This window comes from Sphingomonas sp. PP-CE-1A-559 (assembly GCF_004340965.1).
Taxonomy (GTDB): domain Bacteria; phylum Pseudomonadota; class Alphaproteobacteria; order Sphingomonadales; family Sphingomonadaceae; genus Sphingomonas.
Map to the genome: position 1 here is coordinate 463,103 of NZ_SLYA01000001.1, position 14,805 is coordinate 477,907.

14 protein-coding genes are annotated in these 14,805 nt (G+C 67.7%); 3 read left to right on the top strand and 11 right to left on the bottom strand.

Going from position 1 to position 14,805, the window contains the following annotated elements; translation table 11 throughout:
- Window positions 1-152 precede the first annotated feature (152 nt).
- A complete protein-coding gene (locus tag C8J42_RS02045; protein ID WP_133018725.1) occupies window positions 153-1,412 on the top strand; it encodes an MFS transporter in 1,260 nt (419 codons plus the stop codon).
- 33 nt (window positions 1,413-1,445) lie between these two features.
- Here the strand turns inward: C8J42_RS02045 and rsmD are convergent, their stop codons facing one another.
- Together rsmD and C8J42_RS02055 are read right to left on the bottom strand one after the other, a co-directional pair.
- Window positions 1,446-1,988, bottom strand: coding sequence for a 16S rRNA (guanine(966)-N(2))-methyltransferase RsmD (gene rsmD / locus C8J42_RS02050; protein ID WP_133018726.1), 543 nt, complete (start codon window positions 1,986-1,988; stop codon window positions 1,446-1,448).
- Window positions 1,988-3,568 (bottom strand): pseudouridine synthase, encoded by a 1,581-nt coding sequence (locus C8J42_RS02055; protein WP_133018727.1) that lies wholly within the window; start codon window positions 3,566-3,568, stop codon window positions 1,988-1,990. The genes rsmD and C8J42_RS02055 overlap by 1 nt, the downstream gene beginning before the upstream one ends.
- A 120-nt stretch (window positions 3,569-3,688) precedes the next feature.
- Here C8J42_RS02055 and C8J42_RS02060 point away from each other — a divergent pair, with 120 nt between their 5' ends.
- Both C8J42_RS02060 and C8J42_RS02065 read left to right on the top strand, forming a co-directional pair.
- A complete protein-coding gene (locus C8J42_RS02060) occupies window positions 3,689-4,120 on the top strand; it encodes a response regulator (protein WP_056060487.1) in 432 nt (143 codons plus the stop codon).
- 87 nt (window positions 4,121-4,207) lie between these two features.
- Entirely contained in the window at window positions 4,208-5,539 is a 1,332-nt protein-coding gene (locus C8J42_RS02065) for an MFS transporter (protein ID WP_133018728.1), read from the top strand.
- Here the strand turns inward: C8J42_RS02065 and C8J42_RS02070 are convergent.
- From C8J42_RS02070 to C8J42_RS02110, 9 genes are all read right to left on the bottom strand, one after another.
- Window positions 5,536-6,012: a DUF6628 family protein gene (locus C8J42_RS02070; protein WP_056060481.1), complete on the bottom strand. Its 477-nt coding sequence runs from the start codon at window positions 6,010-6,012 to the stop codon at window positions 5,536-5,538. The two genes, C8J42_RS02065 and C8J42_RS02070, sit on opposite strands and share 4 nt — an antisense overlap.
- 68 nt (window positions 6,013-6,080) lie before the next feature.
- The gene (locus tag C8J42_RS02075) at window positions 6,081-7,400 is read right to left on the bottom strand and encodes a folylpolyglutamate synthase/dihydrofolate synthase family protein (RefSeq protein WP_133018729.1); all 1,320 of its coding nucleotides are present in this window, start codon (window positions 7,398-7,400) and stop codon (window positions 6,081-6,083) included.
- A gap of 121 nt (window positions 7,401-7,521) precedes the next feature.
- The gene (gene accD, locus C8J42_RS02080; protein WP_056060473.1) at window positions 7,522-8,373 is read right to left on the bottom strand and encodes an acetyl-CoA carboxylase, carboxyltransferase subunit beta; all 852 of its coding nucleotides are present in this window, start codon (window positions 8,371-8,373) and stop codon (window positions 7,522-7,524) included.
- Window positions 8,370-9,182, bottom strand: a complete 813-nt coding sequence (trpA, locus tag C8J42_RS02085) for a tryptophan synthase subunit alpha (RefSeq protein WP_207897046.1) — start codon at window positions 9,180-9,182, stop codon at window positions 8,370-8,372. The genes accD and trpA overlap by 4 nt, the downstream gene beginning before the upstream one ends.
- A gap of 124 nt (window positions 9,183-9,306) precedes the next feature.
- Window positions 9,307-10,548, bottom strand: coding sequence for a tryptophan synthase subunit beta (gene trpB / locus C8J42_RS02090; RefSeq protein ID WP_056486842.1), 1,242 nt, complete (start codon window positions 10,546-10,548; stop codon window positions 9,307-9,309).
- Window positions 10,549-10,709: 161 nt separating this feature from the next.
- Window positions 10,710-11,345 (bottom strand): phosphoribosylanthranilate isomerase, encoded by a 636-nt coding sequence (locus tag C8J42_RS02095; protein ID WP_133018731.1) that lies wholly within the window; start codon window positions 11,343-11,345, stop codon window positions 10,710-10,712.
- A gap of 64 nt (window positions 11,346-11,409) precedes the next feature.
- The gene (gene pyrF, locus C8J42_RS02100; protein WP_133018732.1) at window positions 11,410-12,084 is read right to left on the bottom strand and encodes an orotidine-5'-phosphate decarboxylase; all 675 of its coding nucleotides are present in this window, start codon (window positions 12,082-12,084) and stop codon (window positions 11,410-11,412) included.
- Entirely contained in the window at window positions 12,081-12,428 is a 348-nt protein-coding gene (locus C8J42_RS02105) for a lipopolysaccharide assembly protein LapA domain-containing protein (RefSeq protein ID WP_133018733.1), read from the bottom strand. Before C8J42_RS02105 ends, pyrF begins: the two co-directional genes overlap by 4 nt.
- Before the next feature lie 84 nt (window positions 12,429-12,512).
- Window positions 12,513-14,801, bottom strand: a complete 2,289-nt coding sequence (locus C8J42_RS02110; protein ID WP_133018734.1) for a patatin-like protein — start codon at window positions 14,799-14,801, stop codon at window positions 12,513-12,515.
- Between the last annotated feature and the right edge of the window lie 4 nt (window positions 14,802-14,805).

Sequence of the window (14,805 nt, forward strand, 5' to 3'; positions counted from 1 at the left end):
GTGGCTGGCGCTTGCCAGACGGAGGGGGAGGAAAGGCTAACCTCGGTTGCGTGTCCTCCCCCTCCGTCGCTACGGGCCACCTCCCCCTGGCGGGGGAGGATTAGCAGTGGCAATCGGTTGACCCCGAGGACGACCGCGGCGAGACCGTGTCCATGACGACGCTAGCCTCCCACCGCCGCATCCTCGCCGCCAGCCTGGTCGGCACCGCGGTCGAGTTCTACGATTTCTACATCTACGCGACCGCCGCGGCGCTGGTGTTCGGGCCGCTGTTCTTTTCGGGCCAGTCCGCGTCTGCGCAGTTGCTCCTAAGCTATGCGACGTTCGGCCTGGCCTTCGTTGCACGCCCGGTCGGCGCGATCGTGTTCGGGCATTTCGGCGACCGGATCGGGCGCAAGTCCACCCTCGTCGCATCGCTGTTGTTGATGGGCGGATCGACCGTCGGCATCGCGTTCCTCCCCACTTATGCGCAGGTCGGCTGGATCGCTCCGGCGCTGCTGTGCCTCATGCGTCTCGGGCAGGGGCTCGGGCTTGGCGGCGAATGGGGCGGGGCGGCGTTGCTGGCGGTCGAGAACGCGCCGCCGCACCGCAAGAACACCTGGGGCATGTTTCCGCCGCTTGGTGCCCCGGTCGGCTTCCTCGCCGCCAACGGACTGTTCCTGGTCATTGGGCTCGTGCTCGACGAAGCGCAGTTCATCGCCTGGGGCTGGCGCATCCCGTTCCTGCTCAGCGCGATCCTGGTCGGGCTTGGCCTTTGGGTGCGGCTCAAGCTGACCGAGACGCCCGCCTTCCTGGAAGCGGAGGCTACCGAGGCGCTTCCTAAGGTGCCGATCGCGACGCTTCTCACACAGCATCTTCGTGCGACGCTGGCGGGCACGTTCGGCGTCATCGCGTGCTTCGCGCTGTTCTACCTCGCGACCGCCTTCGCACTTGGCTACGGCACGAAGACGCTCGGCTATTCGCGCGAGGCATTCCTTTCGGTCGAACTGGTCGCGATCTGGTTCTTGGCAGGCGGCGTGATCGTCGCGAGCGTGCTGGCGGACCGGCATTCAGCAGCACGGATGCTCGCAATCGGGTTTGCCGGCTGCATCGGCGTCGGCGCACTGATGGGGCCGATGCTGGGCTCGGGATCGCTGTTCACGGTGTGGCTGTGGTTGTCGGGCGCGCTGTTCGTGATGGGGTTCGCGTACGGGCCGCTGGGCGGTTGGCTGCCGAGCCTGTTTCCGGCGGGGGTGCGCTACACCGGCGTGTCGATGACGTTCAACCTTGGCGGCGTGCTCGGTGGTGCGCTGGCGCCGATCGTCGCGGAGGCACTGGCGCCGCATGGGTTGTGGCTGGTCGGCGGGTATCTGATGGCGGCCGGGGTGCTGAGCCTTGGCGGGCTGCTGATCCTCGGCCGCACGACCGACAGGTAGAATGCTCTCCCGCCTCGGCGGGAGAGCACGCTATTATGCGGGCACTGGCCGCAGGAGCGTCAGCCGCGCCTTGCCGTGCACGCGCGTGGCATCGACCTCGAAGCCGGCGAGTTCGACGACCTCGGCCTTTGCCGTCTCCAGGCTGATCCACGTCGCCGGCCCGACCCAACCCAGTCGCGACAGCTTGTCGAGCGCGACCAGTCCGGCGCCGGTGTTGTAGGGCGGATCCATCAGGATCACGTCGAGCGGCGCCGGAGCGGGCCCGAGCGCCATCACCGACGTTGCGCGGACATCACCGCGGATCTCCAGCTTGGCAAGGTTGGCCTTCAGCGCGTCGACCGCCAGCTTGTCCGATTCGACGAACATGCACGTCGCGGCACCCCGCGAGAGCGCCTCGATGCCGAGCGCGCCCGAGCCTGCGAACAGATCGGCAACCGCCAACCCCTCGAAGCTTCCGACGCGACTGGTCAGCATCGAGAACAACGTCTCGCGCATCCGGTCGGCGGTGGGACGGGTGGTGTCACCCTTCGGTGCGGCGATCTGACGGCCGCGGTACAGTCCTGCGATGATCCGCATCAGCGCTTCCCTCCACGTGGTGCACGGGGCGGATGACCGCGCCCTCCCGACGGACCCTTGCCCGGTGCCGCAGGACGACTGCCTCGTTCAGGCCGCGCCGGACCCTCCGATCGCACGGGCCGCGGCTCGGCACCCGGACGTCCGCTGGCACTCCGCGCCGCGCGCTTGTCGAGCGAACTGCGCCCCCGCGAATCGTCCGCCTGCGGACGGAAGCCCCGCGGTTGCTCCTGACGCTGCACCGTAGCGCCCGCGCCGACGCGCGATGGCGCAGCGCGCTCCCGCGGTGGCTTGGCGGCGCGGAAATGCTTGATCTTGGGGCTCGTGCTCAACTCCTCGCCGCGATCCGCACGCTCCTGCCGCACATACGGCTTGGACGTCTCGCCACTCGTCGGCCGGGCGTGATGCGTTCCCGTCGGCCGAGCGGCGTTCCGCACATCAGGCCGCGCCCAGGGATCGTTGACGTCGCCGCGCTGCATCGCCGCGGTCGGACGGATCCGCTCCGGACGTGCCGGTCGCGAAGGCCGGTCGGTCGGTATCGCGCCGCTCGAAAAGCCCGAGCTTGCAGGCGCCGCATACGGACTGCGAACCGGCGCACGCACGCCAGCAGCCGGCCGCGCGCCCGAAACTGGACGCGCACCCGGCGCTGGCCGTGCCGTCGGAGCAGGCCGCGGCGCATTGCTACCCCGTTGGCTAGACCGCGCGCCGATCCCGGCACCCGCACCGGCACTCGCGCTGATCCCGATGTTCGCACGCGCGCCCGGACCCTCGGGGCGCCCCTTCGCGAGTTCCTTCTGGAACGCAACGACGTCGTGTTGGAGCACCTCGCCGATCTGCCCCGGCGGCAGGTCGCCGAGTACGAACGGGCCATAACGCGTCCGGATCAAACGGGAGACCTGCAACCCGAGATGCTCCAGCACGCGGCGGACTTCGCGGTTCTTGCCCTCGGTCAGGATCATCTCGATCCACACGTTGGCACCCGTCCGACGCTCGATGTTCGCGTTGATCGATCCATAGCGGACGCCTTCGATCTCGATCCCCTCGATCAGTTCCTCGAGCTGCGGCTGCGTGATGTTGCCGTAGGCGCGCGCACGATAGGCACGCTCGACACCCGTCGCGGGCAGTTCGAGTTGGCGCTTGAGGCCGCCATCGGTGGTCATCAGCAACAGCCCCTCGGTGTTGAGATCGAGGCGGCCGACCGGCACCAGCCGCGGCAGTTCGCGCGGCAGGCGGTCGTAGATCGTCGTGCGCCCGGCCGGATCGCGCTCGGTGACGAGCAGCCCGGTCGGCTTGTGATACAGGAACAGCCGAGCCGAACTCGGAGCCTCGACCGGGTCGCCATCGACCGTCACGCCGTTGAGGTTGCGCAGGATCGTCGCTGGCGTGTCGAGAATGCTGCCGTTGAGCGCGACGCGGCCCTCGGCGATCATCCGCTCGATATCGCGGCGCGAGGCGATCCCGGCGCGGGCGAGCAGCTTTGCGATACGGTCGCCCTTGATCGGTGCCGCCGGCGTTTCGGGGGAGGCTGCGGGCGCGTCGATCGACGGGCTGGCAGTCGGGTTATCGTCTTTTGAAGTCGTCATGGCGCGGCTGATACTATGGATCGGCGCTCAGCGCGAAAATATTTGCGACCGTTCGTGCGGCGGTGCGTTAGAACTCGCGAGCGTAACGACCTTTCGTTCGCGTCCGGGGGCCTGTCGGCAATGTTGTTCGGGAAGAAGAAGCGGCAGATCGTCCGGCTTTTGGTGGTCGAAGACGAACCGCTGGTCGCGTTCGATACCGAATATTTCCTGACCGACGCTAAGTTCACGATTGTCGCAACGATCGACCGGGTCGCTGAGGCCTTGCCGATTCTGGCTAGCGACACGGTGATCGACCTGGTGCTCGTCGACGTGAACCTGGCGGACGGTTCAGGCATCGACGTAGCGCGCGCGGCACAGGCCCGCGGCGTGCCGGTGATGTTCGTGACGGGGAGCTGCCCAGTGGAGGCGACCACGCTCGCCGCCGGCTGTATGGCCAAGCCGTACATGCCGCGCGACCTGATCGCCGCGATCGAGGCGATCGAGGCGATGCTCGGTGGCGGCAAGCCGACGCGCGTGCCGTCTGGCTTCACGTTGTTTCCGCGGACGGCGTGACGTTTCCCCACGTTCCATCGCCTGACGGGTAGCGCGTTCGCGATTTCCCGTTAGGGTTCGCGCGAGCGAGTGGGGAGCGTAAGTGCGATGAACGGAACCGTAGGCAAGCGCTGGAGCGACGGCTTCCGGCCGTATGCGGAGAAGGCGCCGCTGGGAGCATTGGCGCTCGGCATATCCTCAGGCTTTCCGTATGCGATGATCGGCGCGACGCTGACGACGCGGCTGGCAGCCAGCGGTATCGACAAGAAGACGGTGACGGCGTTCAGTCTCGCATTCCTCGTCTACAACCTGAAGTTCCTGTGGGCGTGGGTGGTCGATGGCGTCCGGCTTCCGATCATCGGGAGACTGGGCCAACGCGTTTCGTGGCTGATCGTGACCGCCGCGCTTGTCGTCGCGGCGGTGATCAATCTTGCCTTGGTCGATCCTGCCGCGAGCATTGCAGCGACAGCGACCGCAGCGATCCTCGTCGGCGCGGCTGGCGCAACTTTCGACGTCGTGATCGACGCATTCCGGATCGAGACGCTCGAACCGCGCCAGTTGGGCGTCGGGTCGGGAATGAGCCAATATGGCTGGCGGATCGGCTCGGCGGGTTCGGGTGCGTTGGCGCTGGTGGTCGCCGAACGCGCCGGCTGGAACGCGGCCTATCTGGCGTGCGTTGTCTTTGCATTGCCCGCGGTCCTGGCCGGCCTGGCGCTGGGCGAGCCCGAACGCCGCCGTCCGCCGATCGAACGTCGCGGTCTCGCGGAAGGCTTTCGCGCAATCTGGGGGCCGTTCATCCAGTTCTTTTCGCGCGAAGGGGCGTTCATCGTCCTCGCCTTCATCCTGATCTTCAAAGTCGGCGACACGCTCGCCAATCTGACGCTGCGGTTGCTGTTCGACGACCTCGGCTTCACCGGCGACGAGATCGCGTTCTACGATGTCGGGATCGGCTTCATCGCCTATCTGGTGGGCATCTTCATCGGTGGCATCCTGTACGCGCGGATGGGGATGAAGCGATCGGTTCTGCTGTCGCTGGTGCTGATGGGCGTCTCGAACCTGTCGTTCGCGGCGCTGGCGGCGGCCGGGCACTCGAACCTCGGCATGGCGGCGGCGATCGGCTTCGAGAATGCCTCCAGCGGCTTTGGCGGTGTCGTCGTGATCGCGTATTTCTCCGCGCTGTGCGATCTGCGCTTCACCGCGGCGCAGTTCGCGCTGATCTCGGCAGCAGCAAGCATCGTCGGACGGATCGTCACCGGCACCACCGCCGGCGCGCTGATCGAGGCGTTCGGCTATGTCGATTTCTATCTACTGACGACCGCCCTCGCGCTGCCGGGCATCGTCCTGTTCTGGTGGATGAGCCGGTCGGGGATGATCGACCGTTCGATCGGCAGCGCGGGCGTCGAGGGTGAAGGCGACGCGCGCGCCGGCGATCCGGTCTAAAGCGTGATCGGGCGACCCTCGTCGGCGAAGGCTGCTGCGACCGCGGCGGCGCTGGCGAGGACGCCGTCGATGCGACGGACGCCGAGCAGGTCGGCCATCAGATAGCGCGCGGTCTCGGGCGCGGTCTCGACGCGCGCGAGGACCGACAGCATCGCCGACTCCGCCGGCGTCATCCGTGCGCAGCAGCAGGGAGCGATCGCGATCGTACCGGCCGACGTGCCGGCAAGGTCCGCCATCAGCGCCCTGAGCAGCACCAGCGGGCGACGGAAGCCTTGCCCGAACGCAGTGAACATCGTGTGCGACGCACGGGCGTCGGCAAGGCCGTGCGCGCCCATGCGCCGCATCGCGAACAAGGCGATTCGCGCGTTTTCACAAGGCGGTAACGCATGGGGCAGCAGCGAGGTCGCGCTGGCGATGGTCTGTGTCGAGGCGGCCGTCGAGTTGGTCGTCGAATTGGGGCGGGTATCGGTCATTCACGCGACTCCGTGGTGGTGCCCACAACGTCGCCTGTTGGTTATTGATAGTCAATAGCAATAAGAACTCAGTCCGGCGGTTGGTCGTTTGCGGCGAGCACTTCACCGGCAAGGTAGAGCGAACCGGCGATCAGCACGAGTTGCGGCTGGTCGGTTTGTGCGGCGATCGAGGCGAGCGCTTCACTGGGTTTGGCGGCTGTTCCGGCGGTCTTTCCGAACGATCGGGCGAGCGTCGCAAGTGCCTCGGGCGCGTGATGGGCGTGGCCGGGGACGGGGATGGCGATGACGTGGCCGACCGATGGCGACAGGATGCGAATCACGGCGTCCGCATCCTTATTCGCGAGCATGCCGAGGATCAGTGTCACCGGCCGTCCCTTCGCAATCGTCCGTAGCGCGCGCGCGACCGGTTGCGCGGCGTTGGGATTATGGGCGCCGTCGAGCCACAATTCGCTGCCCTCGGGCAATCGCGCGAGCAGCGGGCCATCCGACAATCGCTGCATCCGCGCGGGCCAGTGCGCCCAGTCGGCGGCGGCGCGCATCGCGGCTTCGGGAATGTGGAGCACGCCCTGGTGACGGAGCATGGCGATCGCGAGCGCGAGGTTGCGTGACTGGTGCGCACCGACGAGGCGCGGGCGGTTGGTGACGACCGAAAAGCCGGTGTCCTCGTAGCGGACGGTCGATCGCGCGGTTTCGCTGCTCCAGGCAGTGCCGCGGGCGAACACCGGTGCGCCGGCGGCATCGGCGACCGCGGCGATCTTTGCACGGAGGGCCTTGGGATAGTCCATCGTAACGAGCGGCACGCCAGGCTTGGCGATGCCAGCCTTCTCGCCGGCGATCTCCGAAAGCGTGTCGCCGAGGAACGACTGGTGGTCGATGCCGAGCGCGGCGATGCCGGTAACGACCGGGTTGGGAATGACGTTGGTCGCATCGAGCCTGCCGCCGAGGCCGACTTCGACGATCGTCGCGGCGGCGGGCGTGCGGGCGAAGGCGAGGAATGCGGCGGCGGTGGTGACTTCGAAGAAGCTCGCCTGGAGATCGGCGGCTTGGTCGAGCACTTCCGACAGCAAGGCGGCGAGCAGGTCGTCTTCGATCAGCGATCCGGCGAGGCGGATGCGTTCGTTGAAGCGGACGAGGTGCGGCGAGGAATAGACGTGGACGCTGTGCCCGGCAGCCTCGATCGCGGCGCGCAGGAACGCGCAGGTCGAGCCCTTGCCGTTGGTGCCGGCGACGTGGAACACCGGGGGGAGGTTGAGGTGGGGGTCGCCGAGGCGGTTCAGGAGCGCGGTGATGCGCTCCAGTCCGAGAATATCCGCACCGGGTGACAGCGCGGTCAGCCGGTCGAGCTGCGCCTGAACTGCGGGCGAGGAAGAAACGGCGTGGTCGGGCATTCTTCTGGGCTCCCTCTCCCCTCCGGGGAGAGGGCTGGGGTGAGGGGCAATTCCGGGCGCAGCGTTGCTTGGCCGCCCCTCACCCCGACCCTCTCCCCGAAGGGGAGAGGGAGTAGGTTCGTTACGCGGCCTCGCGCGCGCTGAGATACCCGATCACCGTACCGAGCTGCTCGCGCAGGTCCTTGCGGTGGACGACCATGTCGATCAGCCCATGCTCAAGATAATATTCCGACGTCTGGAAATCCTCGGGCAGCTTCTCGCGGATGGTGCTCTCGATCACGCGGCGACCGGTAAACGCCAGCGTCGCCTTCGGCTCCGCAATCTGGACGTCGCCGAGCATAGCATAGGCCGCCATCACGCCGCCCGACGTTGGGTCGGTGAGCACGACGATATATGGCAGTCCGGCATCATGCAGCATCTGGATCGCAACCGTGCTGCGCGGCATCTGCATCAGGCTGAGGATGCCCTCCTGCATCCGCGCGCCGCCGCTCGCGGTGAAGATCACGTAGGGCACGCGGTCCTCGATCGCCGCCTCGACGCCGCGCACGAACGCCTCGCCGACCGCCAGGCCCATCGAGCCGCCCATGAAGCCGAAATCCTGCACGCCGACGACGACACGGTGGCCGTCGATAGCGCCGCGTGCGTTGATCAGCGCGTCCTGCTCGCTGTTGTCGGTCCGTGCCGCCTTGAGGCGATCGGTGTAGCGCTTCTGGTCGCGGAACTTGAGCGGATCCTCGGGGACCTTCGGCGCCGGCAGTTCCGAACAGCTACCCTCGTCGAAGAGCTGCGCAAAGCGGATCTTCGGCCCGATGCGGTCGTGGTGGTCGCATTTCGGGCAGACGTAGAGGTTGTCCTCGAGCTCCTTGGTGAAGACCATCTGCCCGCAGCCCTTGCACTTGTGCCAGAGATTCTCGGGCGTCTCGCGCTTCGCGACGAAGGGCAGGACGTTGCGGACGCTGTTGAGCCAGCTCATGCGGTTACTTTCCTTGCGCTCGCGACGGCATCGGCGAGAGACTTGATATAGGCGCGGACCGGCTCGGCCGCAGCGGCACCGTGCTGCGCGACCAGTTCGACGATCGCCGAACCGACGACGACGCCGTCCGCGACGCGCGCGACGTTCGCCGCCTGCTCGGGCGTGCGGATCCCAAAGCCGACCGCGATCGGGATGTCGGTCTGTGCCTTCAGGCGGGCGACGGCATCCTCGATCGAGGATTGCTGCGCCTGCTGGAGCCCGGTGATGCCGGCGACCGAGACGTAATACAGAAACCCGCTCGCACCATCGAGCACGGTCGGCAGGCGGGCGGCGTCGGTGGTGGGCGTGGCGAGGCGGATCAGGTCGATCCCCGCGGCGCGCAACTGCGGGCCGAGCGTATCGTCCTCTTCGGGCGGCACGTCGACGCAGATCACGCCGTCGACGCCAGCGTTGGCAGCCGCCTCGGCGAACCAGTCCGCGCCGCGCCGGAGCATCGGGTTGCCGTAACCCATCAGTACCAGCGGCACGTCCGGATGCCGCGCGCGGAACGCGGTGGCGGTGGCGAGGATGTCCGCAGTGCGGGTCCCCTGCGCGAGGCTGCGGATGTTCGCGGCCTGGATCGCGGGGCCGTCGGCCATGGGATCGGTGAACGGCATGCCGAGTTCGATCGCATCCGCGCCGCCCGCGACGAGCGCGTCGAGGATCGGGCCGGTCGCCTCGGTGGTCGGATCGCCCGCAGTAACGAACGCGACGAGCGCGGCGCGGCCGGCGGCGGCGGTGCGCGCGAAGGTGGCGGCGAGGCGGCTCACAGCTCCCCTCCCGCTTGCGGGAGGGGTTGGGGGAGGGGCTGACATAGCCGCACATCCAAAGTCGGGGGAGCGAACAGGCCCTCCCCCGACCCCTCCCGCAGGCGGGAGGGGAGCAGAAGTGCGATCATATCGCCACCCCGAGCGCTTCGGCCACCGTGAAGATATCCTTGTCGCCGCGGCCGCAGAGGTTGGCGAGGATGATCTGGTCCTGCCGCATCTCGCGCGCCTTCTTCGTCACAGTCGCAATCGCGTGGCTTGGTTCGAGTGCGGGGATGATGCCCTCGGTCCGGCACAGCAACTGGAACGCGTCGAGCGCTTCGGTGTCGGTCGCGCTGTCATACTGGACGCGGCCGATATCGCGCAGCCAGGCATGCTCCGGCCCGATGCCGGGATAATCGAGACCCGCCGAGATCGAATGCGCCTCGGTGATCTGGCCGTCCTCGTCCTGCAACAGGTACGTCTTGTTGCCGTGGAGCACGCCCGGGAAACCGCCCGCAAGGCTCGCCGCGTGCTGCTTGTCGAGCCCGTGGCCTGCTGCCTCGACGCCGAGCATCTGCACGTCGGCATCGTCGAGGAACGGATGGAACAGCCCGATCGCGTTCGAGCCGCCACCGATCGCCGCGACCAGCATGTCGGGGAGGCGACCGACCCGCTCCAGCATCTGCGCGCGTGCCTCGGTGCCGATCACGCTCTGGAAATCGCGGACCATCTCCGGATACGGATGCGGGCCAGCGGCGGTGCCGATGATGTAGAAGGTGTCGTGGACGTTCGCGACCCAGTCGCGCATGCCCTCGTTCATCGCATCCTTCAGCGTGTGCGCGCCGCTCGTCACGGGGCGGACTTCGGCGCCGAGCAGCTTCATGCGGAACACGTTGGGCGCCTGCCGCTCGACGTCCTTCGCGCCCATGTAGATCACGCACGGCAGGCCAAAGCGCGCGCAGACCGTGGCGGTGGCGACGCCGTGCTGGCCCGCGCCGGTCTCGGCGATGATCCGCGTCTTGCCCATCCGCATCGCGAGCAGGATCTGGCCGATGCAGTTGTTGATCTTGTGCGCGCCGGTGTGGTTGAGTTCGTCGCGCTTGAACCAGACTTGCGCGCCCATGCCTTCCGGAGCGGACTCGCGCAGCGCTTCGGTCAGCCGTTCGGCGTAATAAAGCGGGCTCGGGCGGCCGACATAATGTTCGAGTAAATCGTCGAACTGCGCCTTGAACGCAGGGTCGGCCTTGGCGGCGCGATAGGCCTCGTCGAGTTCGAGGACGAGCGGCATCAGCGTCTCGGCGACATAGCGGCCGCCGAAGTCGCCGAAATGGCCGCGCTCGTCGGGCTGGGCGCGGTAGGAGTTGGGGGCGAGGGTTGGAGCGTTCATGACTGGGCGTTTAGCACTTCGTAAATCGCTGTCACCCCTTCCGTTCTATCGGGCACCACCCCGGCGGAGGCGGGGGCCCAATTGGAAAGGTCGCGGTAACGGAGCACGGCGCTTGCCAAATGGCCGTTCCCACTTGGACCGCGGCCTTCGCCGGGGTGGTGCTAGCGCGCGTCGACCGCCCTCAAGAACGCCGCTATCTTGGCCTCGTCCTTGGTGCCGGGTTCGTTTTCCACGCCCGACGACACGTCGACCAGTTCCGCACAAGTCCGCTGGATCGCCTCTGCCACATTGGCCGGATCGAGCCCGCCCGAGAGTGCCCAGGGCAGTGGATGCCTGAAGCCGTCGAGCAGATCCCAGTCGAACCGCAGGCCCATCCCGCCGGGCAGCGCGGCCGAGTCCGGCGTCTTCGCGTCGTAGAGGATGCGGTCGGCGACTCCGACGAACCCGTGCGCCGCGTCGAGATCGCCGCGCGTGCGAACCGCGACCGCGACCCAGATCTCGATCCCGAACTTCGCGCGGATCGCGGCGACGCGTGGCGGAGACACCTTGTGGAGTTGCAGCACGTCGAGCGCGGCCGAGCCGACCGCCTGTTCGAGCATGTCGTCCTCAGGATCGACGAACACGCCGACCTTCGCCACATGCCGCGGTACGCGGGCGGCAAGCTCGGCGGCTTTCGCGAACGTCACGTGGCGCGGCGAAGCGGGGAAGAACACGAATCCCACATGGCTCGCCCCGTGCTTGATCGCGGTGTCGAGCGTGGCGGGAGTGGACAGGCCGCAGATCTTGGCGGTGGTCATTCGGGTTCCTTGGGGGAGCAACACGTCCCGTCATCCTGATGAAAATCAGGGTGACGGAGCAGGCTTATAGCGTCGCGCCGATCGCGCGGGCCGCGATGTCTGGGTCTTCGGCCTGCGTGATTGGGCGACCGACCACCAGGATCGAGGCGCCGGCGTCCATTGCCTGGCGCGGCGTGACGACGCGCTTCTGGTCGCCGATCTGGCCGTCGGGAAGGCGTACGCCCGGCACCACGAAGAACCCCTTTGGCCAGATCGCCTTCGCCACGGCAACTTCCGCGCCCGAACACACGATCCCGTCGACCCCCGCCTCGCAGGCGAGTTCGGTGAGCCGCGAAACCTGGTCGTGCGCGTTGCCGATGACGCCGGTCGCGGCGAGATCGGTCGCGTCGAGGCTGGTCAGCATCGTCACCGCAATCACCTTTGTGCCGAGCGGGGCCGCGGCCTTCGCGTCCTCCAGCATCGCCCGCCCGCCACTAGCATGCACGGTCAGGATCGCCGGCTTCAGGGCGCCCAATGCCTGCACCGCCTTGGCAACCGTGTTCGGAATGTCGTGAAGCTTCAGGTCGAGGAAGATCGGCAGGCCGAGCTCCGCCATCGCATGCACGCCGGACTGACCGTGCGCGCAGAAGAATTCGAGCCCCAGCTTGATCCCGCCGACATGGTGCCGAACGCGCGTCGCCATCGCCTTCGCGCGAGCGAGGTCGGGCGTGTCGAGTGCGACGTAGATACGGTTGCTCACAGGAGCGACCCCGGCGGCGTAGCGGTCGGCGCGCCAATCGGTGCGATCGTTGCCGACGGCTCGGCGGGTACGAACGCCACCGGCTCCGGCCGCGGCGTGCGCAGGTCCAGCAGCTCGCGCTCGCACGTCGACAGCCGCTGGCGCAGCCGCCATCGGATCGCATGATTGTAGAGCATCGTCGGCACGAACCCGATCAGGAACGTCACGAACAGCAGCAGCGGCAGGTTCACGTCCGCGATCAGCCCGCCCCAGAGCTGGATCTGGACGGCGTTCCAGTTGCTGATGGTGAAGACCGCGGCGATGAACGCCAGCAGGCACCAGAACAGGATTTTCAGGAACTGCATGCGGCGACCCTTTATCATACCCCCATCGCGCCGAAACGCGGTTGGAAACGCAGAGCTACCGCCACATCCGCCTTTTGGCCAGCTTTAGCCGATTTCCATCCGCAGCTGCGCGATCAGCGGCAGGATCGCGGTGAGCCGTGGTTCCTCCTCGTCGAGGATCGCGAGGAACGCAGCGCGCTTGATCGCCGCGACGCGACCCGGCTTCATCCGGACCGTCGACGGCAGCGTCGAGACGGTGATGTCGATCATCCGCTCCGACCCGTGCAGCCGCCCCCACAGATAGTCGTTCTCACGGTAGGCGCGGCTGAAGAACGCGCCGAACGTGCCGAACTGGATCCCCTTCAACGTCGCCTCCGCACCCCCGGAGCGGATCGAGGTGGCATCGTCGGGTGCGATCCGGTCGACCTTGATCGGATCGAACTCGTCGAGGCCCTCGCCCTGCAACAGCGGCAGCGTCGCGGTGTCGAAATACGGAAAGCCGAGATACGCCAGCAACAGCGTCCGCCGCGTCGGCTTGGCGAGCGCGGCGAACGCCTCCGCCAACCGCTGATCGGTCTCCGCGTCGAGGCGCTCTAGGTCGAACGTCCGACCGAGCGTCTCCAGCACTGCGGTCGCATCGCCGCGCATCGCCCGCACCGCATCGTGCAACCCGGCATGCATTTCGGCGCGCAACCGATCGAGATACGGCGACAGCGATTCGTAGATCGCATCACGCATCGGCCCCAGCTCGGGCTCGTCGGCGGCGGTCTCCACCTCCGACAAACGCCGCGCCATCAACCGCAGCCGACGGATACGGAAGCCGATGTCGAAGGTCCGCAGGAACGCAATCGACGCCGCACTGGCCCCGCCCGCATGCCCCGACCCAAGTAAGTCCGCACCCGAGGCGGCGACATGCGCGACGATCGCCGCCCGGATCTGCGCCAGTCGCCGCGGCCGGTGGTGCTCCCCGGCGTCGAACAACAGCAACGCCAGCGTCTCGATCACCGCGCTGCGCTTCAGATGGCCGTACGCGACGAAGCCATAGCCCGAGCTCGCCGCCGCCGCCTTTTGCGCACGCCGCCGCCACGCGATCAGCCGCGGCGCGGTCGGCCGGTCGAGAAACAGCGTGTGGCCGAACAGCGATTCGACGTCGGCCTCCACCTCCGGACGGATCGCGGTGAGGATACCGCGCATCCGGTCGATCCTTGCCGAGCGTTCGGCGATCGCTTCCAGATTGTCGCGGATCGGCTGCTGTCGCGGAATATCGCTGATCGCGCCGATGATCGTCTGGAAGAAGCCGGGCGTCCCGCCACCGCGATTGAGCCGCAGCTTAATGTCGGGCGAGGGGTCGATATAGATGAAGCGCCGGTCGATCTGACGCCGCGCCGGCCGCTCCTTGAGCGCATCGAGCGCAGGCCGGAATGGCGCATTGGCGAGCACCGAGCCGTCGATCAGCACCGCACTCTCCGCGGCGTTGGCGGCCGTATGCCGTGGCAGCACGCGCGCGAGGAACGCAGGACGCTCCGGCCAGACGATCGCGCGATCCTTCAGCACGCCGTCCAATTCGGCCACGGTAAACGGCGGGAACGCACCCGGAAAGCTCGACGTCGCGCGCGCCGCGAACGCCAGTTCCGCCGGTGGCGCGAGCGTATCGCACGCGCCGCCATTGTCGGTGAAGTCGACCACCAGGCGATGCTCGGTCTCGACCACTTCCGCCGGTGAATTGAGCTGCAACCGCTCCGGATGCCCCGAAAAGTCGGTGACCGTCACGAACAGGTCGAGCGGCTGACCCGGCGGCAACAGGCGGGCCCCGCGCTCGCTTGCCGCCATCGCGTCGAACGCATCGAGCAGCAGGTTGGTGAAGGTCTTCCCCCCGAACGGCGGCTCGAACCAGCGCGAGCGGATGAAATGCGACAGCTTGGTCCGCACCTCCTCCCGCGTGGGATCGTCGAGCGCGTCGACCTTGTCGGTGCTGCGCCCCGCCGCCATCCACGCGAGTGGCATCGCCCACGCCTTGGAGAACCGCGATTTCGGCGCTGCCTCGGTATCGATCAGCGCCTCGACATCCGCCGACGTCATCCACAGGTCGGTGAGCGGGTCGAGGCTCTGCCCGGTGGCGATCGCCTGCGCGAGGAAGATGCCGTTGATCCCGCCCGCGCTGGCGCCCGCGATGATATCGGCGAGGACGCGGACGCGGATCGCGCCATGCGCCTCAATCTCCTGGAGCAGCGCGTGATACACACCTTCGCTGCCGCCCTTCGGCGTGTCGCCGTCGTGGAACGCGCGGCTGGCGCAAACGAGGCGCCAGATCTCCTTGGTGATGCCGTGCATGTAGACCGCAAGGCTGATCCCGCCATAGCAGACGAGCGCCAGTCGCAGTTCCTTCTCGCGCATTCTA